Annotated in this window: 19 protein-coding genes, 1 pseudogene and 1 riboswitch; of the genes and pseudogenes, 11 read left to right on the top strand and 9 right to left on the bottom strand. The window is 65.5% G+C overall.

What is annotated here, in order from left to right:
- The 4 genes and pseudogenes from P5705_RS15435 to P5705_RS15420 form a co-directional block, all read right to left on the bottom strand.
- Positions 1-454 (bottom strand): annotated as a pseudogene (locus tag P5705_RS15435) (TonB-dependent receptor); the annotation flags it as partial.
- A gap of 105 nt (positions 455-559) precedes the next feature.
- On the bottom strand, positions 560-2,455 hold the full coding sequence (dxs, locus tag P5705_RS15430; RefSeq protein ID WP_277461709.1) for a 1-deoxy-D-xylulose-5-phosphate synthase: 1,896 nt from the start codon (positions 2,453-2,455) through the stop codon (positions 560-562).
- 234 nt (positions 2,456-2,689) lie between these two features.
- Entirely contained in the window at positions 2,690-3,577 is an 888-nt protein-coding gene (ispA, locus tag P5705_RS15425) for a (2E,6E)-farnesyl diphosphate synthase (RefSeq protein WP_277461708.1), read from the bottom strand.
- The gene (locus tag P5705_RS15420; protein ID WP_011531978.1) at positions 3,574-3,816 is read right to left on the bottom strand and encodes an exodeoxyribonuclease VII small subunit; all 243 of its coding nucleotides are present in this window, start codon (positions 3,814-3,816) and stop codon (positions 3,574-3,576) included. Before P5705_RS15420 ends, ispA begins: the two co-directional genes overlap by 4 nt.
- Positions 3,817-4,048: 232 nt before the next feature.
- On the opposite strand from P5705_RS15420, the gene P5705_RS15415 reads away from it, so the two are divergent.
- The 5 genes from P5705_RS15415 to P5705_RS15395 all read left to right on the top strand — a co-directional run bounded on the left by P5705_RS15415 (position 4,049) and on the right by P5705_RS15395 (position 8,738).
- Positions 4,049-5,452, top strand: a complete 1,404-nt coding sequence (locus P5705_RS15415) for an MBOAT family O-acyltransferase (RefSeq protein ID WP_277461705.1) — start codon at positions 4,049-4,051, stop codon at positions 5,450-5,452.
- Entirely contained in the window at positions 5,439-6,581 is a 1,143-nt protein-coding gene (locus tag P5705_RS15410) for an SGNH/GDSL hydrolase family protein (RefSeq protein ID WP_277461704.1), read from the top strand. Before P5705_RS15415 ends, P5705_RS15410 begins: the two co-directional genes overlap by 14 nt.
- A 1-nt stretch (position 6,582) precedes the next feature.
- Entirely contained in the window at positions 6,583-7,773 is a 1,191-nt protein-coding gene (locus P5705_RS15405) for an SGNH/GDSL hydrolase family protein (RefSeq protein WP_277461703.1), read from the top strand.
- A gap of 477 nt (positions 7,774-8,250) precedes the next feature.
- A complete protein-coding gene (locus P5705_RS15400; RefSeq protein WP_277461702.1) occupies positions 8,251-8,496 on the top strand; it encodes a hypothetical protein in 246 nt (81 codons plus the stop codon).
- Positions 8,493-8,738 carry a DUF3077 domain-containing protein gene (locus P5705_RS15395; RefSeq protein ID WP_213659381.1) on the top strand — a complete coding sequence of 82 codons (246 nt, stop codon included), beginning with the start codon at positions 8,493-8,495 and terminating at the stop codon, positions 8,736-8,738. The genes P5705_RS15400 and P5705_RS15395 overlap by 4 nt, the downstream gene beginning before the upstream one ends.
- A gap of 95 nt (positions 8,739-8,833) precedes the next feature.
- Here P5705_RS15395 and ribB read toward each other — a convergent pair whose 3' ends face one another.
- Both ribB and rtcR read right to left on the bottom strand, forming a co-directional pair.
- Positions 8,834-9,484 carry a 3,4-dihydroxy-2-butanone-4-phosphate synthase gene (gene ribB / locus P5705_RS15390; RefSeq protein ID WP_277461701.1) on the bottom strand — a complete coding sequence of 217 codons (651 nt, stop codon included), beginning with the start codon at positions 9,482-9,484 and terminating at the stop codon, positions 8,834-8,836.
- Positions 9,485-9,564: 80 nt separating this feature from the next.
- Positions 9,565-9,706, bottom strand: a riboswitch (FMN riboswitch).
- Between the two features lie 36 nt (positions 9,707-9,742).
- Complete coding sequence (gene rtcR, locus P5705_RS15385; protein WP_277461700.1) at positions 9,743-11,326, bottom strand: RNA repair transcriptional activator RtcR; 1,584 nt, start codon at positions 11,324-11,326, stop codon at positions 9,743-9,745.
- 601 nt (positions 11,327-11,927) lie between these two features.
- On the opposite strand from rtcR, the gene P5705_RS15380 reads away from it, so the two are divergent.
- From P5705_RS15380 to P5705_RS15370, 3 genes are read left to right on the top strand one after another with little or no spacing between them, the layout of a single operon-like run.
- Positions 11,928-13,058: a slipin family protein gene (locus tag P5705_RS15380; protein ID WP_277461698.1), complete on the top strand. Its 1,131-nt coding sequence runs from the start codon at positions 11,928-11,930 to the stop codon at positions 13,056-13,058.
- 39 nt (positions 13,059-13,097) lie between these two features.
- The gene (locus P5705_RS15375) at positions 13,098-14,303 is read left to right on the top strand and encodes an RtcB family protein (protein ID WP_277461697.1); all 1,206 of its coding nucleotides are present in this window, start codon (positions 13,098-13,100) and stop codon (positions 14,301-14,303) included.
- A 23-nt stretch (positions 14,304-14,326) separates the two neighbouring features.
- Positions 14,327-15,139, top strand: a complete 813-nt coding sequence (locus P5705_RS15370) for a nucleotidyltransferase domain-containing protein (protein WP_277461696.1) — start codon at positions 14,327-14,329, stop codon at positions 15,137-15,139.
- Between the two features lie 94 nt (positions 15,140-15,233).
- Here P5705_RS15370 and P5705_RS15365 read toward each other — a convergent pair whose 3' ends face one another.
- The 3 genes from P5705_RS15365 to P5705_RS15355 are packed head-to-tail and all read right to left on the bottom strand — an operon-like array spanning position 15,234 to position 17,630.
- Complete coding sequence (locus tag P5705_RS15365) at positions 15,234-16,124, bottom strand: alpha/beta hydrolase (protein WP_277461695.1); 891 nt, start codon at positions 16,122-16,124, stop codon at positions 15,234-15,236.
- 44 nt (positions 16,125-16,168) lie between these two features.
- Positions 16,169-17,098 carry a FecR domain-containing protein gene (locus tag P5705_RS15360; RefSeq protein WP_277461694.1) on the bottom strand — a complete coding sequence of 310 codons (930 nt, stop codon included), beginning with the start codon at positions 17,096-17,098 and terminating at the stop codon, positions 16,169-16,171.
- On the bottom strand, positions 17,091-17,630 hold the full coding sequence (locus P5705_RS15355) for a sigma-70 family RNA polymerase sigma factor (RefSeq protein ID WP_277461692.1): 540 nt from the start codon (positions 17,628-17,630) through the stop codon (positions 17,091-17,093). The genes P5705_RS15360 and P5705_RS15355 overlap by 8 nt, the downstream gene beginning before the upstream one ends.
- A gap of 179 nt (positions 17,631-17,809) precedes the next feature.
- Here P5705_RS15355 and P5705_RS15350 point away from each other — a divergent pair, with 179 nt between their 5' ends.
- The 3 genes from P5705_RS15350 to P5705_RS15340 all read left to right on the top strand — a co-directional run bounded on the left by P5705_RS15350 (position 17,810) and on the right by P5705_RS15340 (position 24,631).
- Positions 17,810-20,740, top strand: a complete 2,931-nt coding sequence (locus P5705_RS15350) for a TonB-dependent receptor (RefSeq protein ID WP_346780508.1) — start codon at positions 17,810-17,812, stop codon at positions 20,738-20,740.
- A gap of 356 nt (positions 20,741-21,096) precedes the next feature.
- Entirely contained in the window at positions 21,097-22,221 is a 1,125-nt protein-coding gene (locus tag P5705_RS15345) for an acyl-protein synthase (RefSeq protein ID WP_277461688.1), read from the top strand.
- Position 22,222: 1 nt separating this feature from the next.
- Positions 22,223-24,631 (top strand): aldehyde dehydrogenase family protein, encoded by a 2,409-nt coding sequence (locus tag P5705_RS15340; protein ID WP_277461687.1) that lies wholly within the window; start codon positions 22,223-22,225, stop codon positions 24,629-24,631.
- The last annotated feature ends 7 nt before the right edge of the window (positions 24,632-24,638 follow it).

The raw sequence follows: 24,638 nt of genomic DNA, 5'->3' as shown, positions 1-24,638 counted from the left end.
TCTGGATCCCCCCGCCGATGGCGTCGCTGCCGTACACCGCCGAGCGCGAGCCGCGCAGCACTTCCACCCGCTCGATCTGGTCGATGTCGAGAAACTGCAGGCCACTGTCGCCGGAGGTGGCGTTGGCGATGCGCACGCCGTCGACCAGCACCAGGGTCTGGGCCGCCTTGGTGCCGCGCACGAAGATGCCGGGCAGGCTACCGCGACCACCGGTCGGCGCGACTTGCACGCCGGGCACCCGGGTGAGCAGGTCGGTGACGCTGGACGGTTGCAGGCGGTCGATGTCGCTGCGGGTGAAGACCGTGTTGGCGGCGCTGGTGGCAGTGCGCGACTCGACCTGGCGGCTGGCGCTGATCAGCACGTCGGGGAGCTTGAGCGCATCATCGCGGGAGGGTTCGGCGGCCAGGGCGGCGGCGGGGAGGCAGAGCAGGGTGGTGAGGGTTGGAATCTTCATAGGGCGTTCGATTGTGTTCGCCGGCAAAGCCGGCTCCTACAGATACCGCGCATATCCCTGTAGGAGCCGGCTTTGCCGGCGATGGGCCGCATGGCGGCCCCAGATTTACAGACCGAGCTTGGCCATGCGGGCCTTGACCGAGGCTTCGATCCCGGCCGCATCCAGCCCGCACTCGGCCAGCATCTGCGCAGGCTTGGCATGCTCGACGTAGATATCCGGCAGGCCCAGGTGCAGCAGCGGCTTGACCACGCCCTCGCGGGCCAGGAACTCGCCGACGGCGGCGCCTGCGCCGCCCATGATGGCGTTCTCCTCGAGGGTCACCAGCAGTTCGTGGCTGGCGGCCATCTCCAGCACCAGCGCCTCGTCCAGCGGCTTGACGAAACGCATGTCGACCACGGTGGCGCCGATCTGCTCTGCCACTTGCAGGGCCTCGGTCAATTGCACGCCGAACACCAGCAAGGCGACCTTGCTGCCCTGGCGGCGGACCACGCCCTTGCCGATTTCCAACGGCTCCAGGTCGCCACTGATCGGCGCATTCGGGCCGGTGCCGCGTGGGTAGCGCACGGCGGCCGGGCCTTTGTAGTGGTGGCCGGTGCTGAGCATCTTGCGCAACTCGTTCTCGTCGCTCGGGGTCATCACCAGCATGCCGGGGATGCAGCGCAGGTACGACAGGTCGTAGGCGCCAGCGTGGGTCGGGCCGTCCTCGCCGACCAGGCCGGCGCGGTCGATGGCGAACAGCACGTCCAGGTCCTGCACCGCCACGTCGTGGATCAGTTGGTCATAGGCGCGTTGCAGGAAGGTGGAATAGATCGCCACCACCGGCTTGGCGCCTTCGCAGGCCATGCCTGCGGCAAAGGTGACCGCATGCTGTTCGGCGATGGCGACGTCGAAGTAGCGCTCGGGGTAGCGTTCGCTGAAGTCGACCAGGTCCGAGCCTTCCTTCATCGCCGGGGTGATACCCACCAGGCGGTTGTCGGCGGCGGCCATGTCGCACAGCCACTGGCCGAACACGGCGGAGTACTTCGGGCCGCTCGGTTTTTTCGGCGTGACCGGCTTGTCGGCTGGCTCCAGCTTGGTGATGGCGTGGTAGCCGATCGGGTCGACTTCGGCCGGGGCGAAGCCCTTGCCTTTCTTGGTGACCACATGCAGGAACTGCGGGCCCTTGAGGTCGCGCATGTTGCGCAGCGTGGCGATCAGCGTGGGCAGGTCGTGGCCGTCGATCGGGCCGATGTAGTTCCAGCCCAGCTCTTCGAACAGGGTGCCGGGCACCAGCATGCCCTTGGCGTACTCTTCGGTGCGGCGGGCGATTTCCCAGGCGCCGGGCAGGCGCGACAGCACTTTCTTGCTGCCTTCGCGCATGCTCGCGTAGGTGCGGCTGGAGAGGATCTTGGCCAGGTAGTTCGACAGGCCACCGACGTTGCGCGAGATCGACATGTCGTTGTCGTTGAGGATGACCAGCATGTTGGCATCCACTTCCTGCGCATGGTTCAGCGCCTCGAAGGCCATGCCGGCGGTCAGCGCGCCGTCGCCGATCACGGCGATCGACTTGCGCGGATCGTTCTGCAGGCGGGCGGCGATGGCCATCCCCAGGGCGGCGCTGATCGAGGTGCTGGAGTGGCCGACACCGAAGGTGTCGTACTCGCTCTCGCTGCGGCGCGGGAAGGCGGCGATGCCGTCCTTCTGGCGCAGGCTGAGCATGCGGTCGCGGCGGCCCGTCAGGATTTTGTGCGGGTAGGCCTGGTGGCCGACGTCCCACACCAGCCGGTCATCCGGGGTGTCGAAGACGTAGTGCAGGGCGATCGTCAGCTCGATGACGCCCAGGCCCGCACCGAAATGCCCACCGGTCTGCCCCACGGTATAGAGCAGGTCCTGGCGCAGCTCGTCGGCCAGGGTCTCCAGGTCGGCTTCGGCCAGGCGGCGCAGGCCGGCGGGCGTGTCGGCGCGGTCCAGCAACGGCGTGACCGGGCGTTCGCGGGGGATCTCTTGAAACGTCGTGGGCATCAGGCGTGTCGTTATAGGTGTGAAGACGCGGCAGTTTACCCCATTGTGGGAAAAGCTGCCCATTCGGACGGGTGTGCAGGGCGCTTAATGCGAGGCGGATCCTGTAGGAGCGGCCTTGTGCCGCGAAAGGGTTGCGCAGCAGCCCCAGGATTCCAGCGTTGACGCAAAAACGGCGGGGCCGCTTTGCGGCCCTATCGCGGCACGAGGCCGCTCCTACAGGATGTATCTCAGGCCTTAGTGGCGGCGTTCGACGATGTAGCGGGCCAGCGCCCGCAGCGGCTCGGCGTTCTCGCCAAAGCCTTGCAGCGCCGCCAGTGCCTGGTCGCGCAGTTCCAGGGCATAGGCCTTGGCCGCTTCCAGCCCCAGCAGCGCCGGGTAGGTTGGCTTGTCGCGGGCGATGTCGGCGCCCTGGCGCTTGCCCAGGGTGGCGGTGTCGCTCTCCACGTCGAGGATGTCGTCCTGCACCTGGAAGGCCAGGCCGATGGCCTGCGCATAAATTTGCAGGGCATCGAGCTGGGCCGGCTCGGCGCGGGCGCTGGCCAGGGCACCAAGGCGCACGCTGGCTTCGATCAGCGCGCCGGTCTTGTGCCGGTGCATGTATTCCAAGGCCTGCTGGTCGAGCTTGACGCCCACCGAGCCCAGGTCGATGGCCTGGCCGCCGACCATGCCAGCGGGGCCGGCGGCCTTGGCCAGGGCCTGGACCATCTGCAGGCGGATACCGTCGGCCTGCGAACTCAGGCGCGGGTCGAGCAGGGCGCTGAAGGCCAGGCTCTGCAGGCCGTCGCCGGCAAGGATGGCGCAAGCCTCGTCGAAGGCCTTGTGGGTGGTCGGCTGGCCGCGGCGCAGGTCATCGTCGTCCATCGCCGGCAGGTCGTCGTGGACCAGCGAGTAGGCGTGGATCAGTTCCACCGCGCAGGCGGCGCCGTTGGCCTGTTCGGCCGGGGCACCCAGCGCCTCGCAGGCTGCATAGGCCAGCAGCGGGCGCACGCGCTTGCCGCCGTTCATCACGCTGTAGCGCATGGCGGCATAAAGGCGTTCGAGCTCTTTCGACGGGGCCTGGAACAGCGGTTCTAGAGCGGCGTCGACCCGCGCCTGGGCGCTTTGCTGGTACTGGGCGATCATGCCTCGGGCTCCGCGTCGAACGGCTGGGCAGCCAGTTCGCCGTCACGCTCCAGCAGGATCTGCACCTTCTGTTCGGCCTGGGCCAGGGCGCCCTGGCAATCGCGGGTCAGGGCGATGCCTTGCTCGAAGGCGGCCAGCGACTCTTCCAGCGACAACTCGCCGTTCTCCAGGCGCTCGACCAGGGCTTGCAGGTCGGCGAGGGACTGTTCGAAATCGATGGAGGCTTTTTTGCGGGCCATGGCGACGGTCTCGGTGGTATTCAGAACGGCGCGACACTAGCAGAGCGGGGCAGGGGGAGCAAATTGCCCGGGCCTCTCGTTCGTCGCATTTTGTTGCATTTGTCTGCGGCGAACCATCTTGCATTCTGTGCGATAGCCGCATTGTGAGGGTGCAGGCCCTCTGCCATAATCCGCGCGCTCTGGCCCGCGGGCCAGCCGCCTCCCTCCCTGATGTCACGTAACGGACTACGTTGTGAGTTTCCTTTCGATCGAATTCGGCCTCTGCTTCACGCTGTTCTTCATGCTTTATTGGTGCCTGTGCTGGAGCGCGCGGTTGCAGAACCTGCTGCTGCTGGCGGCCAGTTACGGCCTGGTGGCGAGTTTCAGCCTGCAATCGCTGTACATCCTGCTGGGTTACAGCGCGCTGGTGTACCTGCTCGGGTTGTTGGCCGGCCGCCATCCCGGGCGCTGGTTCAACGGCGTCCTGCTGCTGACCCTGGTGCTGGGCTGTTTCTACCTGTTCAAGTACCAGGAATTCTTCGTCGGCGGGATCCAGGGCGCGCTGGCCAGTGCCGGGCTCGAGGTGTCGCTGCCATTACTGGAAGTGCTGGTGCCGATCGGACTGTCGTTCTACGCCTTCCATTCGGTCAGCTACCTGGTGTCGATCAGCCGCCGCGAGCTGGCGCCCGCCGCGCCGCTGGACCTGGCCCTGTACCTGGCATTCTTCCCCAGCCTGGTGGCCGGCCCGGTCAACCGCGCCCTGCACATGCTGCCGCAGATCCGCCCGCAGGCCATGCGTCAGGTGCTGGAGCCGCAGCGTGCCCTGGGTCTGATCGCCATGGCGGTGGTCAAGCTGTTCTTCCTCAGTGCCTGGCTCGGCAGCGAGTGGGTCGACCCGGTGTTCGACACGCCCGGCAGCGCCACGCCTGAGCAGGTGCTGCTGAGCGTCTATGGCTACAGCTTCCTGATCTACTTCAACTTCAGCGGTTACACCAACCTGGTGACCGGTATCGCGCTGTTGCTGGGTTTCCGCCTGCCGGACAACTTCGATGCGCCCTACGCCGCGCACAATCTCAAGGAATTCTGGGGGCGCTGGCACATCAGCCTGTCGCGCTTCATCCGTGACTACGTCTACATCCCGCTGGGTGGCAACCGCAAGGGCGTGTGGCGCGGGAACCTGAACATGCTGCTGGCGATGCTGGTGTCCGGCCTGTGGCACGGGGCGAGCGTTAATTTCATCATCTGGGGCGCGCTGCATGGCGTGGGCCTGGCCATCTCCAAGCTGTTCAACCAGCTGTTGCCGGGCTTCGAGCGCCTGCCCGGTGCCGGTCTGCTGGCACGCTTGATGACGTTCCACTACGTGGCGTTCGCCTGGATCTTCTTCCGTAGCCCGACGTTGGACGGTGCGGTCGAGATGCTCGGTGACATCTCACAGCTGAGCCTGGCAGGCCTGAACAGCGCCACCGGTGTGATGCTGCTGGCCTGCGTGCTGTTCGTGGCCAGTTACCCGTTGTTGCTGGCGCTGTTGCGCCAGAGCGGGGCTGCGTTCCAGCGCTTGCCGTGGCAGCTGTACCCGATCCCGCTCGGGGTCGGTGTGTCGCTGGTTATTTTTGCTTCGCAGTCGGGCGTGCCGGGGTTCATCTATGCAAGCTTCTGATAGCCGACAGTTGTTCCAGGTACAGATGGGCGCGGCTCGTGCGCTGTACGCGATCGTGGTCACCACCGCCCTGTTGTTCTGGCTGAGCCAGGATTCGATCAAGCTCTATTGCCAGCAGAAGTACCACGAGACTTGTGAAATCCCGCTGCTGGGGCAGATGCCGGCCTGGCGTTTCGGGGCGCAGTTGACCCTGGCGTTGGAAGAGCAACGTGACCGCCTGATCGAACAGTGGCAGCCGGTCGAGCAGGTGGCCGGGGCGCCCGCTGCCGAGGTATTGCCTGAATCGGTGCCGGTGGTGACGGTCAATCTGGAGACCCCGGCGGCCTTGGCCAAGCCATTGCCGCCGGCAGTCGCCCATCCGCCTGTGCACAACGCACCCGCGCCAGTGCATGCCCCGGCACCGGTCCCGGTCGCACAGCCGGTGGTTGCCGCGCCAGCGCCTGTGCCGACCGTGTTGCAACCGGGCAAGGTCGCGGCCCTGGCCGCAGGCGACGATGTGTTCCTGGTGGGCGACTCGCTGATGCAGGGCGTGGCGCCGCACCTGGCCAACAGCCTGCGCAAGCGCTACCAGATCCGCACCGTCAACCTCAGCAAGCAGAGCACCGGGCTGGCCTATCCAGGCTTCTTCAACTGGCCCAAGACCGTGGCCGAAACCCTTGACCGCGAGCCGAACATCCGCCTGATGGTGGTGTTCCTCGGCCCCAACGACCCTTGGGACATGCCCCAGGGCAAGGGCAAGCCGTTCCTGCGCTTCAAATCGCCGGAGTGGGAGGTCGCCTACCGTGGCCGTATCGACGCGATCCTCGAACAGGCCCGTGAGCACAATGTGCAGGTGCTCTGGGTCGGCCCGCCTAATATGGAGAAGGCGCGGCTGTCCACGGCCATGAATTACCTCAGCGGGCTGTACCAGGAACAGACCGCGCTGTTCGGCCAGCACTATGTCTCGGCCAACCCGATCCTTGGCTATACCGACGAGGGTTTCTCGTACACGGTGCGGACCTCGGAGGGCAAGCGGGTCAAGGTGCGGGTCGACGACGGCATTCATTTCACCATCACAGGCCAGAAGATGATCGCCGAACAAGTGTTGTCGCTGATCAGCTTCCCGGGCCTGACCGTTACAGGACATTGAGATGCGCCAATGGCATCACCTGCTGGGCCTGGCCCTGCTGATCAGCGCCGTGCCGGGTTGCAGCACCGGCGCCAACAGCGTGGCCGCCCAGCCTGCGGCGCGGCCTGCTGCCGCGCCGGCCGCACGCCAGGAGGGCAATGTCGCCTTGCTCGCCGGCAAGTTGCGCAATGCCGGCCGGGCGCCGGTTTCCATCGTCCAGCTGGGCGACTCGCACACTGCCGCCGACTTGTTCAGCGGTGAACTGCGTCGCTTGTTGCAGGCGCGTTATGGCGATGGCGGCATCGGCTTGGTGCCGGCTTCGCCGGTGCCGGGGATTCGCAACGACCGGGTGATCATCAAGAGCGAGAAGCGCCAGTGGGCGTTGGTGTCGGCGCGTAACCAGCAGAGCAGCCAGTTCCCGCTCGGGGGCTACCTGTCGCTGCCCCAGGCCAAGCGCGCCAGCGTGGTGATCCAGGCGCGTGACCCAGACAGCCACCGCTACAAGATTTCGGCGCTGTACCAGTCCAGTGGCTCGGCCTCGCTGCTGGCCAACGGCGGCCAGCGTCGGGTGCTTCCGGCGAGCAATGGACAGTGGCGGTTCAGTCCGGCGTTCAGCAATGTCGGGCTGCCGGTGCAGTTGGCGGTGGAGGGCGGCAGCGTCGCGCTGGGGGGGTGGTATATCCAGGGGCAGAAGAATGCTGGCGTGACCTACTCGACCCTGGGCATCAACGGTGCGCGCCTTGAAGTGGTGGACAAGTGGCAGCCCGGTTGGCGCGACAGCCTCAAGGCGGTGGCGCCGGACCTGGTGATCCTCGCCTATGGCACCAACGAGGCGTTCGACGACACGCTTGACCTGGGGCTGTACCAGGCGCAATTGGATGCGACGCTGAGCAACCTGCGCAAGGACCTGCCACGGGCGGCGATCCTGTTGGTCGGGCCGCCGGATTCGATCAAGCAGCGCAAGGCGGGCAGCTGCGCGGCGCGCCAGCCACGGCCGTTGGCTTCGGTGATTCGCATCCAGAAGCAGATGGCGCAGCGGCACAAGGCGCTGTTCTGGGATTGGCAGGGGTTCATGGGTGGGCCGTGCTCGATCGCCGGGTGGCAGGCGGGCGGGTTGGCGCGGCCGGATCTGGTGCACCTGACGGCGGATGGTTACCGCAAGAGTGCGGCGGGGTTGTATGAGTTTTTGACGGGGCCTTTGGGGTTGCGTTGACGATCAGCTGGATCGGCGTTGGATTTGAGTCTGTTGGGGCTGCTTTGCAGCCCTTTCGCGGCACAAGGCCGCTCCTACAGGGGGATCACCGTCTCCGGTAGGAGCGGCCTTGTGCCGCGAAAGGGGCGCGAAGCGCCCCCAGCATTGGTAGCCGTCAGACATTTCCGAATCTGAAACAAAATCCTTCAGCCGGTTAGCGCTTGGGATCTATCCTACGCGCTTGCCGGAAGGCTCTGAATTGGCTGGGAAATGCCCCGGGGGTAACGTCGCTGGGTCGTCAAATTTGGCGACCGGGTGTGAGAAGCCCGTTGTGTTTCGAACAGGCTGGCCAGTCATGGCAGCTGTGCGCGTGCAGGCTTCGGCCTGGCCGTGGTGTTCGGGACACGGTCTTCTCACCTCGCGCACGGCTGCCACCCAAGTCTGTGAGAAGGGCGGAGGTGGTTGTTATCTGACAGCATTTCCGAACGGTAACAACAGATGAAAAAGATCGTCCCTGATCCACCTTACCCAATCCCTTTCATCACCATCATCAGCGACCTCCCTCCCGATGAGGCCATGGCCCACGCCAACAAGCTGATGCATACCCTCAGCGACACCATCCACGCCTACACCCACTGCCCACGCGACGAACGCCTGGACGTGATGATGGACAACGCCGAAATCCTCGCTCAACTGGTCATCGCGTTGGTCCGCCACGCCCGGGCCAAGGGGGCGCCGGTATGAGCGACGACCACAAGCCCGGCCCGACCCAGGGCACGACCACCTGCCTCGAGATCTTCCGTATCCAGCCGGGCATTCCTTTCGATCACGCCTTCAGCGACCTGTCGGTGCTGCTCGGCTGCGTGGCGCACTTCACTACCGAGGCCGAGATGGAGGGTGACCTCATGGCCGCCAGCGCCGCGCGGATTCTCAGCGGACTGGCCAAGGGGCTGATCGATGACATGGAGTTGGGGTTGAATCGGTAGCGGTGACCGGGGGCTGCTGCGCAGCCCTTTCGCCAGCAAGGCTGGCTCCTACAGAGAACGCGTTGTAGGAGCCAGCCTTGCTGGCGAACAGGGGCTCAGGCGATCTCTGCTTCCAACGCGACCATCGCCTCGCGATACCGCGCCAGTTCCTCGATAGTCAGCACCGGCAAGTTGTACTGGCGCGCATACACCGCCACCTCCTCGCCCCGGGCCATGCTGCCATCGGGGTTCATCAGCTCGCACAGCACCGCCGCCGGGCGCAGGCCGGCCAGGCGCGCCAGGTCCACCGAGCCTTCTGTGTGGCCACGGCGGGTCAGCACGCCACCGTCACGGGCGCGCAGCGGGAACACGTGGCCCGGGCTGACGATATGGCGCTCCTGCGCGGTGGAGCGCAGCGCGGCTTCGATGGTGGTGATGCGGTCCTGCGCCGACACGCCGGTGCTGACCCCTTCGGCCGCCTCGATAGTGACGGTGAAACCGGTGCCATGGCGGGCCTGGTTGTTCTGCACCATCGGCGCCAGTTGCAGGGCGTCGACGGTGGCTTCGTCCAGGCACAGGCAGACGATACCGCTGCAATCGCGGATCATCATGGCCATGGTCTGCAGCGACAGGTTCTCGGCGGCGGCGACGATGTCGGCTTCGTCCTCGCGGTCGTCATCGTCGAGCAGCAGCACGGGGCGCCCGGCCTGGAAGGCGGCGATGGCGGCGGTGACGTTGGGGAATTGCTTTTGCAGCATGGTGGGCATGAAACGCTCCTCGTGAATGATCGATGAACGTCTCGGGGCGAACAAAATGCGCGCGCAAGGGCGCCTCGGCGGCCCCTGCCAAACGCCTTCTTTCATCCGGACTATGACCGTCGGCCCTGGAATCTCACCAGATCTGCTGACCCCCGGCATGGCCGGGGCGCTCGCGGGCTCATCTTTCGATTTACCGCCGGTGGGGACTTTCACCCCGCCCTGAAGACCGGCCAAGCATACAGCACGATGCCAGCATGCTGGCAAGCCCTACGACTTTAGTTGCTGCCAGTCCAGCCCGAAGCGCGCCAGGTACTTGCGCAGGCGGTCGGCGTCGTTGGGGTTGGCCTTCTCCTGGCGCGACACCGCGAACAGCTGGCGCCCGGCCTCGGACAGGCTCGGGGCGCGGCGGCACACATCCAGCACCGCCTGTAGCTGCACCTGGTCGAACAGGTCCAGTTCGCGGCCGGCCAGCAGTGGTTCAGTCGCCAGCTCCAGGCCCCAGGCATAACTCAGCCGACCAATCTCTTCCTCGACCAGTGCTTCGTCGATGCGCCCGCTGTCGGCCAGGGTCGCCATGCGTGTGATCGATGCCGACAGCTCGCGGAAGTTGCCGGCCCAGCGCGCTTCGCTGGCATGGGCGAAGGCCAGGTAGCGGCGCTTGGCCTCAAGGTTGAAGCGCACCTGGCGCCCTTGCTCGCGGGCGTGGCGCTGCAGCTCGAAATCGAGGTTCGGCTCGATGTCCTCGCGGCGCTCAGCGAGCCCCGGCAGGGCGAAGGTCCACAGGTTGATGCGGGCGAACAGGTCTTCGCGGAACGAGCCGTCGGCGACCTTGGCGCGCAGGTCGCGGTGGGTGCCGGCGATCAGTTGGAAGTCGCTTTCCACCTCGCGGTCCGCGCCCAGCGGGAAGAAGCGTTTTTCTTCGATGGCCTTGAGCAGCATGGCCTGTTCGTCGGTACCCAGCTCGCCGATTTCATCGAGGAACAGCATGCCGCCGTCGGCGGCGCGCAGCAGGCCGTCGCGGGCGTTCTGCGCGCCGGTGAAAGCGCCCTTGGCATGGCCGAACAGGGTCGACATGGCGCCGTCGCCGCGCAGGGTGGCGCAGTTCACTTCGATGAAACGCCCGCCGAGCTGGTGGCGGCCGCGCTTAAGTTCATGGACGCGACGGGCCAGGAACGACTTGCCGGCGCCGGTCGGGCCAACTAGCAACATCGGCGCCTTGGAGCGCAGGGCGACCCGCTCGATTTGCTCGATGGTGCGGTTGAAGCCGGGGTTGCGCGTGGCAATGCCGGACTTGAGCAGCGACTGCCCCTCGACCTGCTCGCGGCGAAAGCGCGAGGCGATCGGGTCGTAGCGCGACAGGTCGAGGTCGATCAGGGTGGCGATGCCGGCCGGGTCGCTGTTTTCGTCCTGCTTGCGCGAGGGCGAGGTCTGTACCAGGCGCGCCGGCAGGTAGCGCGCCTCGGTGAGCAGGAACCAGCAGATCTGCGCAACGTGGGTGCCAGTGGTGATGTGCACGAGGTAGTCCTCGCGCTCGGTGTCGAAGCGGTAGCCGCTGGCGAAGTCGTGCAGGGCGCCGTAGACCTCCTCGAAGTCCCACGGGTTGCGCAGCGCCAGCGGGTGCAGGCGCACCTCGGTGCGGGGCGAGACCTGCTGGATGTCGCCGCGAATGCGGTCGGCCAGGCTCTGGTCGCGGGCGCTGGGGCCGTGGATCAGTTCCAGGCGGTCGATGGGCAGGTCGGGTTGCTGGCACAGGCCGATGGTCGGCCGCCACTTGTTCCAGCGCGCCGCGCCCTTGCCGTTGCGGTCGAGGGTGGTGCCGAGAAAGCCGATGGCGACGAGGGGCTTGGTCATCCGTGATTATCCAAAAAGATAAATGTGTATCGCAGGATATACGAAAAATGAAATCAATATGACCGTTGTGGTGTGCTTCCCAATTCGGCTTGTAAAAATAAATCCTTATAAATCAGATAGTTAATAAATATTTTCAGGGTTGGATGAAAACCTGGCACGCCGCTCGCTATATCCCTCTCGACCGCATCGCCAGGCAGGCCCTCGGGTCAGGGGATCAACCCCCGCCGGTGCACGTACCCACCTTCAGGTGTCGGTGTCGTGCATGCCGCCGCCGCAACGACCGGTCTTTGCGGCGCAAGCCTTTGAACAGGCTTGCGAGGCGCTCGCCGGGCCCAGTCCCGGCACTACCCTCCTAAGGTAGCTACAACCGCAACACCCGCAGGTGGGGCACAGGCAACGCAACCAGGGCCAGGATGGTCCGCTTTTGCGAAGGACGCCTGGGCCACCGCTGGCCCACCCGGCCCGCCGGCCGGGCCTGACGCAACGATGGCGGCCGCCGGAGCAGACGCTCCCGGCCCCGGACTCCGCCAGGCTTCGCCCACGGCGCTCGGTGAGTCGGCGACCACCCGCACACAAGGACATTGAGAAAAGGATGAGCAAGATGAAACTGTTGAAACGCTTTGTGGTGAAGAAAAACGAACGTGGCCTGTTGATGAGCGAAGGCGACTTCGTCTCGATTCTCGAGCCTGGCCAGTACCAGCGTTTCGACTGGCAAGACCGGCTGACGGTAACCACCTTCAGCCTCCAATCCCCACTGTTCGACCACCCGCTGGCGCAGTACCTGCGTGGGCATGAGCCAGCCTTGGTCGAGCAGTATTTCGAAACCATGGACCTGGCGCAGCACGAGACTGGCCTGCGTTTCGAGGACGGCCGCCTGGTGGAGCTGCTGGCACCCGATAGCCGCCGACTGTACTGGAAAGGCCAGGTCGAGCATGGCTTGCAGCGCATCGACCTGAACCAGGGCCGGCGCCTGGACGATGAGCTGGTGGTTCGCCTGAACCGCCCCGGCGTGGCCGGCACCGACCTGGTCCTGCTGGCGCTGGTGCCGGCGTTCCATGTCGGTGTGTTGAAGATCGACGGCGTGGTGGCCGGGTTGCTCCAGCCGGGCCGGCATGGCTACTGGCGCTGCGGCAGCCAGGTAGCGGTGGAGATGGTCGACACCCGCCTGCAGGCGCTGGAGGTGAACGGCCAGGAGATCCTCACCCGCGACAAGGTCAGCCTGCGCCTGAGCCTGGTAGCCAACTGGCGCTACACCGATGTGCTCGGTGCCCACGGGCAGATGAGCAAGCCGGTGGAGCACCTGTACCGCGAGCTGCAGTTCGGCTTGCGTGCGGCGGTGGGGACCCGCACCCTCGACGAACTGCTGGAAGACAAGCAGTCCATCGACGGTAGCGTCACCGAGCACTTGCTGGCGCACCTGCAGGGCAGTGGCCTGGAGGTGAGCAGCCTGGGGGTGCGCGACATCATCCTGCCGGGCGAGATGAAAACCCTGCTGGCGCAGGTGGTGGAGGCGGAGAAGGCCGCCCAGGCCAACGTGATCCGGCGCCGCGAGGAAACCCAGGCGACCCGCTCGCTGCTCAACACCGCCAAGGTGATGGAAGGCAACCCGACGGCCCTGCGCCTGAAGGAGCTGGAAACCCTGGAGCGGGTGGCCGAGCGCATCGACCGGATTTCGGTGTTCGGTGGCCTGGATCAGGTATTGAATGGAATGGTCAGCCTCAAGGCGGGTTGACCCTTTGCGACATGACGTAGCGCAACAAGGAACAAGGCAATGAACATACTCGAAGTGGCGGGCGGCAAGCCGATCAAACTGTGGACCGACGGTGTGCCGGTCGAGGACGACGCCCGCAAGCAACTGATGAACACGGCGAAGATGCCGTTCATCTTCAAGCACCTGGCGGTGATGCCGGATGTGCACCTGGGCAAGGGTTCGACCATCGGCAGCGTGATCCCCACCGTGGGCGCGATCATCCCGGCGGCGGTGGGCGTGGACATCGGGTGCGGCATGATCGCCGCGCGCACCTCGCTGCACGCCCGCGACCTGCCGGACAACCTGCATGGCCTGCGCACGGCCATCGAGAAGGCCGTGCCCCATGGCAAGACCTTCGGCCACCGCGATCAGGGCGCCTGGGACAATGTACCGAGCCAGGCCGACCAGATGTGGAGCGGACTCGCCGGGCGCTTCAAGGCCATCACCGAGAAGTACCCGCGGCTGGAGAAGACCAACAACCGCCAGCACCTGGGAACGCTGGGAGGCGGCAACCACTTCATCGAAGTCTGCCTGGACGAGGCCGACCGCGTCTGGTTCATGTTGCACAGCGGGTCGCGCGGCGTGGGTAACGCCATCGGCAACCTGTTCATCGAACTGGCCCAGGCCGACATGCGCCAGCACATGATCAACCTGCCGGACCGTGACCTGGCGTACTTCGAGGAAGGCAGCCGCCATTTCGCCGACTACGTCGAGGCGGTGGAATGGGCGCAGGATTTCGCCCGGCATAACCGCGAGCTGATGATGCTGGCGGTGGTCGCCGCCACCCGCAAGGTACTGGGAAGGCCGTTCGAGGCCAGCCTCGAAGCGGTCAACTGCCACCACAACTACGTGCAGAAAGAGCAGCATTTCGGCCGCGAGGTATTGGTGACCCGCAAGGGCGCGGTGTCGGCGCAGAAGGGCCAGTTGGGTATCATTCCGGGTTCGATGGGCGCCAAGAGCTTCATCGTTCGCGGCTTGGGCAACGAGGAATCGTTCTGCTCGTGCAGCCACGGCGCGGGCCGGGTGATGAGCCGCACCAAGGCCAAGAGCCGCTTCACCGTCGAGGACCAGCAGCGCGCCACCGCCCATGTGGAGTGCCGCAAGGACAAGGACGTGATCGACGAGATACCGATGGCCTACAAGGACATCGATGCCGTCATGCACGCCCAGCGCGAGCTGGTCGAGGTTGTGCACACCCTGCGTCAGGTGGTGTGCGTGAAAGGTTGAACCCCTGCACAAGGATCGGGGCCATGAATCAGGAAGCACTGCACCCATTGTCCACCGCCATGCGTGAGCGGGTGCTGGATGAGTTGCAACGTATCGAGCGCGAGCACCAGGTGACGGTGCTCTATGCCTGTGAGTCCGGCAGCCGGGCCTGGGGCTTCGCCTCGCCGGACAGCGACTACGATGTGCGTTTCATCTACGTACCGCGTGCCGACTGGTACCTGCGCGTGGATGAGCCGCGCGATGTGATCGAACGGCCCTTGAGCGACGAGCTGGACGTCAGCGGCTGGGAGCTGCGCAAGGCCCTGCGGCTGATGCGCGGCGCCAACCCCAGCCTGCTCGAGTGGCTGGGCTCGCCGCTGGTGTACCGCGCCGACGCCGAGGCTGTGCGAGGTTTGCGGGCGCTGGGCGAGGCGTGCTACTCGCCGCGCGCGGTGCGTCACCATTACTTGTCGATGGCGCGCAAGAACCTGCGTGGCTATCTGCTGGGCGAGACGGTGCGCTACAAGAAGTACCTCTATGTGATCCGGCCGTTGCTGGCGGTGCGTTGGATCGACCGAGGGTTGGGCATGCCGCCGACGGCGTTCCCGGCGTTGATGGCGCGCACTGTCGACGAGCCGGGCTTGCAGGCGGCGATCGATGCGCTGCTTGAGGTGAAGCGGCGTTCGGGCGAGGCCGAGCAGGGGCCGCGTGATGACGTACTGCATGCCTTCATCGAGGCAGAGCTCGAACGGGCCGACGGGGCGCAGGAGGTGCCGGTGGTGCGGGGGGATACCGGTAGGTTGGATGCGTTCCTGCGCGAGACCGTTTGGCGGTTTTCGCAGCCCGTATCGCTTTGATCAGGCGCGAGCACTGTAGGAGCGGCTTCAGCCGCGATCACCCGCAGAGCGGGTGCCAGGCACCGCGTTGCCTGGCTCGCGGCTGAAGCCGCTCCTACAGGGGGCGCGCAGAGCTCTGGCTCAGCACGTACTGCAACGACGCCGGCAGCATCGGGCCGTGCCCCAGCCCCTCGAAGCGCTGGAAGGTCACTTGCAAGCCTTTCACCTTATCCAGATCACCGAGCAATTCACGCATCGGACGTTCGGCGTCACTGTCCACAGGTGCCCGTGGATTCGCCGGCTCTTCCGTGCCACGCATCAGCAGCAGGCGCGGGCGGCTTTCGCCCAGGCGCTGCTGCAATCCCGTTGCCTCGCGCAGGATGGCGCCGTCGTTCCACCACAGCGATGGGCTGGCCGCCGCGTAGTCGCTGAACATGCCGGGGCGGGTGAAGAGTGTGTGCAGCACCGCCAGGCCACCATAGGAGTGCCCCCACAGTGTCTGCCGGTGCGGGTCGATGGCGGCGACGTCGGCGACCATCGGGCGCATGCGTTGCTCCAGCAGGTCGAGGAAGGCATCGACGCCACCACTGGGCTGACCGGTAAGAGGATCGCGCTGTTCGGCCAGGCCGGGCACGTTGGGCGTGTAGTCATAGGTGCGGGCGTTGCGCTCGATGCGCTGGTCGGTCTGGTAGCCGATGGCGACCAGCACGGGTGCCTGCCCGGCGGCGAGTTGCTCCAGCTGACGCGCCTGCAGGGCGCCGACGGCGGCGTTGCCGTCGAGCATCCACAGGACCGGGTGACCGGTCGCGGGCGCCGGGCGCTTGGGTTCGCCGATCCATAGGCGGTAGTGGCGCCGGCCGTCCTGCGAGTCCAGGTCAAGCTGGCTGAAGCGGTAGGCGAGGTCCTGGCGTTGCAGCAGGGTGCTGTCCATCAGCTGCTCGGGCAGGACCTGGGCGAAGGCCGTGGTGCTCATCGCCAGGGCCAGGAAAAGGGGAAGAAGCTTCATGTCGGTGTTCCTGATCTTTTCGAAACCCATGCAGGCTGCCCGGTTCAGCGGCTGATGACCACCTGCGTCTTGTCGTCGTTCACCTGCAGCCCGTGGGTCTGGGTGAGCATCGCCAAGGCCAGGGGCAAGTCATCGATGGGGAAGGTGCCGGAGACGCGCAACGTCCCTACGCCTGGATCACAAGCCAATGGCCTTGTCGTGTAACGCATCATCTCCCGTGCCCACTGCGCCAATGGCATGTCGTCCGCCAGCAACAGCCCATTGCGCCATGCAATCAAGGCTTCGCTGGTCGCCTCGATGGGCCCCAGGCGGTCGTGGCTGAAACGCAGCTGCTGCCCGGCGCGGACGATGGTCTCATGGGGCGCGACGTGAACGGCGCCTTCGTAGACCGCGAGCAGGGTTTCCCCGGGCAGCTGGCGCACGCTGAAGCGGGTGCCCAGTGCGTGCAGGATGCCTTGTTCGGTCTGCACCTTGAAGGGTCTCGTGGGTACCTGCGGGTCGCTGGCGGTGACGATGTACAGCTCACCGCGTTGCAACTGCAACAGGCGCAGGTCCCTGGTGAAACGCACAGCCATGGCCGTGTCGCTGTTGAGCGAGGCGCTGCCGCCATCCGCCAGGCGCACGTCCCGGCGCTCGCCCACGGCGGTCTGGTAGTGGCTGTCGGGCGCGCCGCGCCGCCAGGCCCACCAGCCCAGCGGTACCGCGCCGATCAGCACCAGCAGCCCCCGCAACACGGTGCGTCGGTCATGGCCCGTCGGGCGTTCCAGGCTGTGCCTGGCCAATGTCGGGGGCAGGGTGCCGAGGCGGTCGAGCAGGCGCTGGGCGCGGCTCCATGCCCGTTCGTGTTCCGGATCGGCTTGCCGCCACTGCGCCAGACATGCCGCCTGTTCTGCGGTCAGCGGCCCTTCCTGCATCAGCAGCAACCACGAGGCGGCCTGGGCTAGCACTGGGCGAGCGATCGATGTGTCAGTCATCAGGCATCTGGCTCAAGCAGGTCAGGTAGCCTTCGTGGATGTACTTCTTCACCGTCGGCAGGGCGATGTTCAAGGCCTGGGCGATGTCTTTCTGCTTCATGCCATCGAGGGTGGCCATCAGGAATGCCTGGCGCACGCGCGGGCGCAGGGTATCGAGCACGGCGTCGATCTCGTGCAGGGTCTCGAGGATCACGCTTTGCTGCTCCGGGGAGGGATGCTCAGGCTGCGGGACCTGCGCCAGCGCTTCGAGCCAGGCTTGTTCGAGTGAATGGCGACGGCGCCAGCTGACCAGCACGCAGTTGGCGATGCGGGCCAGGTAGGCGCGGGGTTGGCGCAGGGTGTCCGGCTGCGTGGCGTCGCGGTTGCTGAGCACGCGCAGGAAGATGTCCTGGGCCAGGTCGTCGGCCACGCCATGCCCCCACGAGCGCAGCCGATACGCCAGCCAGCCGCGCAACCAGGCGTGGTTCTCGAGGTACAGCGTCGTGACGGCGCAGGGGGCGGTACGCAGGGGAGGGGTTTCGAAGGCGGTCATGGTGGGTTGAATCGGGGTCGTAATTGCGCAAATGAAAACCATTATCACTGGTTTCTTTCGAAGCACAAGCGCCCGATGAAAATACGAATCGAGTGCATATACCTTTTCCGATCTCGTGCGACAGAAGGGGTAGAAGCCCGCATCGAGTGCCGGGCGCAAACCCTACGAGCGAGAAAAGCATGCCCGCAGTACGTCGGCTTCCCCCTGTTTCGCGCCCTTTGCAGCGCCCGTCCCCGATCAGTTTTGCCGTGCGCTGCGCGATGCTCGGCTGCCTGATGGCAGGCGGCGCTTCCCTGGCCCAGGCTGCTGGCGCGACGACCAGCGTGGCCACGCGCCTGGACGACGCCACACTGCGCGACTACGACATCGGCCAAGGCCCCTTGGGGACTTCGCTGGGCGTGTTCGCCAACCAGTCCGGCCTGCTGCTGTCCTATGACCCCGAGCTGACCCGGGGCCGTGCGGCGCCCTCGCTCAAAGGTCGTTACACAGTGCTGGACGGTGCGCGGCGCTTGCTGGCGAATACCGGGCTGCAACTGCTGCCGAGCGCATCGGGCACCTACATCCTGGCACCGCAGACTCGCGCGCCGTCCACCGCCACCGAGTTGAGCGCGACCGTGGTCGACTCCACCGAACTGCTCGATCCGCAGCGGGACACCTACCGTGCGCCGCGCTCCACGGTGCACCTGTCGCGGGAAGACCTCGACCGTTTCGGCACGGTGTCGGTGGGCGACATGCTCAAGGGCGTGGCGGGTGTGCAGGTGGGCGATAGCCGTAACGGCGGCGCGCTGGACGTCAATATCCGCGGCATCCAGGGGCAGAGCCGGGTGGCCGTGCGGGTCGATGGCTCGGAGCAGGCGCTGGATGTCTATCGCGGTTACGGCGGTACCCAGCAGCGCAGCTACATCGACCCGGACCTGCTCAGCAGCGTCACCGTGAACAAGGGCCCCAGCACCCGCTCGGGGGCGATCGGTGGCTCGGTGGAGATGAAGACCCTGGGTGTCGACGACATCCTGGTGGACGGCAAGAACGTGGGTTTGCGCCTGACTGGCAACCTCTGGAACAACGGTGTCGACCCCGACCATCGCAACAGCCATTCCCGGGACGAGGACCTGAGCGCCGCGCCCCGTGACAAGCGCAATGGTCTCTTCGGCTCCAAGGCCGAATCCGGCAGCGCAGCCTTCGCCTACAGCAATGAGCGGGTCGACCTCGTCGCGGCCTACGCGCACCGCAACCAAGGCAACTATTTTTCCGGCAAGCATGGGCAGGACCGCTACCGCCTCTACGACCGTGATGGCGACGAGCAGTCCAGCGTGGCCAGCACCTACAACGCCGGCGAGGAAGTGCTCAACTCGTCGTCGCAGACCGATTCCTACCTGCTCAAGAGCACCTGGCGGCTGGCGGACGACCATACCCTGGAGCTGGGCTACCGTCGTTTCGAAGGGCGCATGGGCGAGATCATGCCGTCGGACATCTTCCGCTTCGGCACGGCCGGCATCTATCAATATCCCCAGTCCGAAATCGATATCGACACCTACACCGCCCGCTACCACTATTTGCCCGAAGGCAACCCGTGGGTGGACCTGACCAGCAACCTGTGGATGACCGACTCGAAGACCAGCACCCTGAGCGCGGCCTGGATGGCGCCCAAGTCGCAGCTGTTTCGCACCGACCGCAGCTGGTCACGCCAGGATGACCGGCGCATCGGTGGCGACCTGAACAACGTGTCGCGCTTCACCACCGGCTACGGCGACTTCAAGCTCGACCTGGGCGGCGCCTTCCAGCTCGAAGACCTGCAACCGCAGAAAAGCGTGGTCGCCACCCAGCACGACATCAACGCCAACCGCATGCTGCGCGATGCATCACGCCAGGAGTTCAGCTTCAACGGCAAGCTGGAGTACCAGCCCATCGAACAGGTGACGCTGTGGGGCGGCGGCCGCTACGCCCACTACCGCACCAAGGACAACACCGTGCTGGCCGAGGCCCGCCGCGAGGAACGCGAGATGCGCTGGATCACCGCGAGCAGCCCGGGGCACTGGGGCAGCATGATGTGGTTCCCCGACCAGAACGGCCAGTACACCGACGCCACCGACCCGCGCCTGAACAACGGCATCGTCTTCGAGAACAGCAACGAGCCGTTCAATGGCGTGCTGTTCAACGAGTCCGGCGCGGTCGACGTGACGGTGTATCCGGAAGACATCAGCCGCGTGGTCACCGGCTACGACTACACCCCGCAGGGCAAGAGCAGCGGTGGTGGCTTCGCGCCGGCCTTCGGCATCAACGTCGAGTTCCTGCCCGACACCTTCGTCTATGCCTCGTACACCCAGGGCCTGCGCCTGCCTTCGTTGTTCGAGACCAGCCAGGGCACCCAGCAGGTCACCCCAGGCAAGCACCTCGAGCCCGAGCGTTCGCGCAGCTGGGAAGTCGGGGTCAGTGCCTTGCGCAGCAACCTGCTGACCGCGGGCGACGAGGCGTCGGCGAAGCTGGCGTTCTTCGACAACGACATCAAAAACTACATCACCCGCTACTACGACCCGAGCCCGGGCAAGTGGGGGCAGATGACCTTCAGCAACACCGACCGCTTCCGCACCCGTGGCCTGGAGTTGCAGTCGCACTATGATGCCGGGCGCGTGTTCGCCGATTTGTCGGCCACCTACTACCTGAAGACCGAGACCTGCGACGCGGCCTTCGCCGCCAAGCTGCGCGCCAGCGCCAATCGCTACCAGCCCACCCACGACACCCCGGACTGCACGTCGGGCAGCTACATGGGTTCGTACACCAACACCCAGAACCCGCCGAAGTTTTCGGCCAACCTCACCACCGGCCTGCGTTTCTTCGACGAGGCGCTGACCGTGGGCGGGCGCATGACCTACACCTCCGGGCCCACCGCGCAGATGGACAAGCCGTGGCAGACCGGCGCCACCACGCCGCAGATCGACTACCGCTCGGTGGCGTTGTTCGACCTGTTCCTCAAGTACAAGGTGCTGGAGCATACCGAGCTGAACCTGTCGGTGCAGAACCTGACGGACCGCTATTACCTGGACCCGCTGGCGCAGAGCTTCATGCCGGCTCCGGGGCGGACCGTGCGAATGGGGGTGCAAACGCGGTTCTAGGCCAACCCCGTTCCCTCCGTTAACTGAAAAGCCTCCAGCAGGCCCGATGCTGCGCAAGCATCCGGGCCTGCGACCCCTCCTTTGATATCCCACATGTCTTGAAGGTCGCGCTGACACCAATCTTTGCGCCTGTCTCATATCGCCTGCCGAAAACACACATATTTAGTGAGGGCTTTTCCTACTAACTTTCAGTACGCATCCTCATAGAGTTCTCCGCCGCAACGCTCGGATCGCCTGAGTGAACCGCTGGCAGTCAACGGAGCTTCAGGCGCATCCCGATGTTTCAACCGTGTCGCAGTCCAGCGCTGCCGGGCTGACCACGGTTGTTTCTCAGTTCATGGCTCGGAGCTCGATCGATGAATCTTGTACACGTTGAAGCACTCTGTGCGCTTGATGATCCCTACCTGGTCGGCGAGCACGCCGATCATCTGTTTGATGCCGCGATGCGTGAAATCACGGCTTACCACCAACAGCATTCACCAGGCTATGCCGGATGGTTGCGCCAACAGCAGTTCGATCCTAGCGCCCCGGGTTTCGAGACCTGGGGGCACCTGCCGCCGATATTCGCCAACTATCTGAAGAAGCACCTGCTGCTCAGCGAGACAGGGTTGGATGCCCTAGAGCTGACCTCGTCAGGCACCACGGGCCAGAAAAGCCGAATGCGCTATGACGTTCGCAGCCTCGGTGCCGCGCAAGGCATGGTCGACCGGATCTATCGGCGGTATGGCTGGGACACGCCGCAAGTGCCCTGCAACTACCTGATGCTGGGCTACGAGCCCGTCAGGCACAGCGCGCTTGGCACCGCCTATACCGACGACTTCCTGTGCAAGTACGCGCCGGTCAAACAGGCCTTCCATGCCCTTCGTCACAACGGCCGGCAAACAGAGTTCGACCCCTTTGGTGTCATCGAGGCATTGCAGCGGTTCGCGCAGGATGATGCGCCTCTGCGCATCCAGGGTTTCCCGGCGTTCATGTGGTTCGTCCTCGAACGAATGCGTGAAATGAAGATTGCGCCGCTGAAGTTTGCCGCCGAATCGTTGGCCATGTTCGGCGGTGGCTGGAAAACCCATGCCGACCAGCAGATCCCCAAGGCCCAGTTGTATGCACGGATGAACGAACAGTTGGGCATACCGACCTCGCGCTGCCGCGACGGTTACGGCTCCGTCGAGCATTGCGTGCCCTATGTCGAGTGCGAGAACCACCGCCACCACGTGCCCACCTATTCCCGCGCCTACACCCGCCACACCGGGACGTTCGCCTTGCAGGGTTACGGGCAACCGGGGCTGATCCAGTTCGTGTCGCCGTACATCACCTCCAGCCCCGCCCACAGCATCGTGATGAGCGACCTGGCGGTGCTGCACCGCGGTGACGAGTGTGGCTGCGGCATTGCCACCGACTGGTTCGAGATTCTTGGGCGGGCCGGTACCGGCAAGAGCCGCAGCTGTGCATTGGCCGCCTCCGAACTGATAAGGGAGAACTGATATGTACCTCATTCAAGGGCAGTACCAGGCGCAGCTGTCGCTGGACCAGGCACTGGTACGGTTGACGGGCGAACTGGCGCACACGCTGAGCCATCCCTGCGGTGTGGAGACCGTGCTGGCTTGCGCCGGTCGGTTTGCCGAACAACTGCTGGACGGTGAGTTCCTGGCCGAGCTCGACACTGCTCTACGGGAGCAGCTCCGAGCGTTCTGCCAGCCTGACGTTCTGCGCGCCAAGCTGGAAAACGAACTGGGTGTCAATCCATTCTCCCTACGTCGTCGCGATTATCGGGTCCCCCGCTTCGAGAGCTGGCGGCCGCTGGGGCTCATCCTGCATATCACCCCAGGCAATGCGCCGCTGCTACCATTTTTTGCCGTGCTGGAAAGCTTGCTGGTGGGCAATGTCAACTGGCTGCGCCCCAGCGCGCGCGACCAGGGCTTGAACACCCGATTGCTGCAGGCCTTCCTGCAATGCGATCGATCCGGCGAACTGGCCAACCATGTGGCGGTATTGCCGGTGGCCAAGGCCGAGCTCGCGAAGTTGATGCCCTATGCCGACGGTGTTTCGGCCTGGGGGGGAAGCGAGGCATTGAAGACCATTCGTGATCAGCTGCCAGATGGCTGTCGATGGATTCCCTGGGGGCACAAGGTCAGTTTTGCCTGGCTGGTGCCGGAGGCTGTCGATGAGTCTGCGCTCGATGCGCTGGCCGATGAGGTCTGCCGCCTCGACCAGCAGGCATGTTCCAGCCCGCAGGTGGTGTTCGTCGACAGCGACGATGCGGACACGTTGCGAGCGTTGGGTGGGCAACTGGCCGCGGCGATGCAGCGTCGCCATGCGCAGTGGCCTGCGCTGTCGCCCAGTGTGCAGGAAGCCGCGCAGGTCACCACCAAGCTCGCATTGGCCGAGCTGGACCATGCGTTCGCCGATACCAGAGGCCAGGTCTGGAGGGGGCAGGGCTGGCAGATTGTCCTTGAGCAGGTGATGGCGCTTGAGCCCTCGCCGCTGTTTCGCACGGTCTTGCTTCGGCCATTGCCACGCCGGGCGGTGATGCACGCCCTGCGCCCTTGGCGCACTCGGTTGCAGACCTGCGGCCTGGTCTGCGCCGCCCACGAAATTGCCCACCTCAGCCAGCTGCTGCTGGCCGCGGGCGTCGATCGGGTCGCGTCGGTGCAGGCAATGCACGACGGTTACAGCGGTGAGCCTCACGATGGTGTGTATGCCCTGGGCATGTTGGCGCGCCGGGTTTCCGTGAGCCTGGCGGATGGCTGCCTGCCCAGGCAGGCGACCTTGGATGCCTGTGGCCAGGCGCCTGCCGGCATGGAAGGGCAGCCGATCATGAGCCGCAGTGCATTTCTGCATGGCTCGATGAGTGCGCAGGCACAGCTGTTCTTCCGCACGGGCGGTACCACGGGAGCACCACAGCTTGCCGGCTATTCCTACCGTGATTATCACCGGCAGATGCAGGCGGCGGCCGACGGGTTGTTTGCCGCTGGCCTGGAGCCCGATAGGGATCGGGTCATCAACCTCCTGTATGGCGGCAACCTGTATGGCGGCCTGCTCAGTTTCTTCACGGTCCTGGACAAGCTGGGAGCCCGACACTTTCCGATGGCCGGACCCCAAGGTGACGATTACCGCGATATAGCCCAGCTCATCGTCTCTGAACGTATCGACACTGTGATCGGCATGCCGACCACGGTGCATCAGTTGTTCTTCCGCGAGGCCGCAACGTTGCGTACCTATGGCGGGATCCGCAAGGTACTGCTGGGCGGAGAACACCTTGCTCCGGCACAGCGCTCGTTCATCCAGGGCTTTGGTGTCGAGACCATCCGTTCCGCGCTCTATGGCTCCGTCGATGCCGGCCCCCTGGGCTACACCTGCGCGTCCAGCCCGGATGGGGTCTTCCACCTGATGGGCGATACCCAATGGCTGGAGATCGTCGACCCTGGGCGCGATGAGCCGGTCGCTCCAGGTGAGGCGGGGCGCTTGCTGTTCACTTCGAAGGCCCGTGAGGGGCAGGACGTCACCCGCTACGACATCGGTGACTTGGGGCGCTGGGTGAGTGGCCAGTGCCCATGCGGCGTGCCGGAGCCACGCTTCGAGCTGTTGGGACGTCATGGTGCGCGGGTGCGCATTGGTTCGCTGTTCATCCAGCCACAACGGCTGGCCGCGCTGGCCGAGGCCCCGGTGCAACTGCACCTGGAGCACAACCCGGAAAATGGCATGGAGCGTATTCGCCTGTTGGCGGAGGCAGAGCCCGACGTGGTCAGGGCCAGGGTGTGTGTCGACGCCGAGTTGAACAAGGCTTTGACACTTGGGCTGCTGGAGCTGGAGGTGTGCCAACGGGCGCAACATCACTTCGAGAACCATCCGCAGACTGGGAAGACTCCGTTGCTCATCGACAAACGTCACTGAGCCACGG

Source organism: Pseudomonas entomophila, from assembly GCF_029478665.1.
Lineage (GTDB): Bacteria > Pseudomonadota > Gammaproteobacteria > Pseudomonadales > Pseudomonadaceae > Aquipseudomonas > Aquipseudomonas entomophila_F.
Note: the sequence above shows the minus strand (reverse complement) of the source record. Positions and strands in the feature narration are given on the sequence as shown.

Coding starts and splice junctions, on each gene's coding strand:
- P5705_RS15410 (WP_277461704.1), top strand. CDS start 5,439: ATGCAAGCTTCTGATAGCCGACAGTTGTTCCAGGTACAGATGGGCGCG.
- P5705_RS15375 (WP_277461697.1), top strand. CDS start 13,098: ATGAACATACTCGAAGTGGCGGGCGGCAAGCCGATCAAACTGTGGACC.
- P5705_RS15355 (WP_277461692.1), bottom strand. CDS start 17,630: ATGACCGCCTTCGAAACCCCTCCCCTGCGTACCGCCCCCTGCGCCGTC.
- P5705_RS15405 (WP_277461703.1), top strand. CDS start 6,583: ATGCGCCAATGGCATCACCTGCTGGGCCTGGCCCTGCTGATCAGCGCC.
- P5705_RS15350 (WP_346780508.1), top strand. CDS start 17,810: ATGCCCGCAGTACGTCGGCTTCCCCCTGTTTCGCGCCCTTTGCAGCGC.
- rtcR (WP_277461700.1), bottom strand. CDS start 11,326: ATGACCAAGCCCCTCGTCGCCATCGGCTTTCTCGGCACCACCCTCGAC.
- P5705_RS15345 (WP_277461688.1), top strand. CDS start 21,097: ATGAATCTTGTACACGTTGAAGCACTCTGTGCGCTTGATGATCCCTAC.
- P5705_RS15400 (WP_277461702.1), top strand. CDS start 8,251: ATGAAAAAGATCGTCCCTGATCCACCTTACCCAATCCCTTTCATCACC.
- P5705_RS15380 (WP_277461698.1), top strand. CDS start 11,928: ATGAAACTGTTGAAACGCTTTGTGGTGAAGAAAAACGAACGTGGCCTG.
- dxs (WP_277461709.1), bottom strand. CDS start 2,455: ATGCCCACGACGTTTCAAGAGATCCCCCGCGAACGCCCGGTCACGCCG.
- P5705_RS15395 (WP_213659381.1), top strand. CDS start 8,493: ATGAGCGACGACCACAAGCCCGGCCCGACCCAGGGCACGACCACCTGC.
- ribB (WP_277461701.1), bottom strand. CDS start 9,484: ATGCCCACCATGCTGCAAAAGCAATTCCCCAACGTCACCGCCGCCATC.
- P5705_RS15340 (WP_277461687.1), top strand. CDS start 22,223: ATGTACCTCATTCAAGGGCAGTACCAGGCGCAGCTGTCGCTGGACCAG.
- ispA (WP_277461708.1), bottom strand. CDS start 3,577: ATGATCGCCCAGTACCAGCAAAGCGCCCAGGCGCGGGTCGACGCCGCT.
- P5705_RS15365 (WP_277461695.1), bottom strand. CDS start 16,124: ATGAAGCTTCTTCCCCTTTTCCTGGCCCTGGCGATGAGCACCACGGCC.
- P5705_RS15370 (WP_277461696.1), top strand. CDS start 14,327: ATGAATCAGGAAGCACTGCACCCATTGTCCACCGCCATGCGTGAGCGG.
- P5705_RS15420 (WP_011531978.1), bottom strand. CDS start 3,816: ATGGCCCGCAAAAAAGCCTCCATCGATTTCGAACAGTCCCTCGCCGAC.
- P5705_RS15360 (WP_277461694.1), bottom strand. CDS start 17,098: ATGACTGACACATCGATCGCTCGCCCAGTGCTAGCCCAGGCCGCCTCG.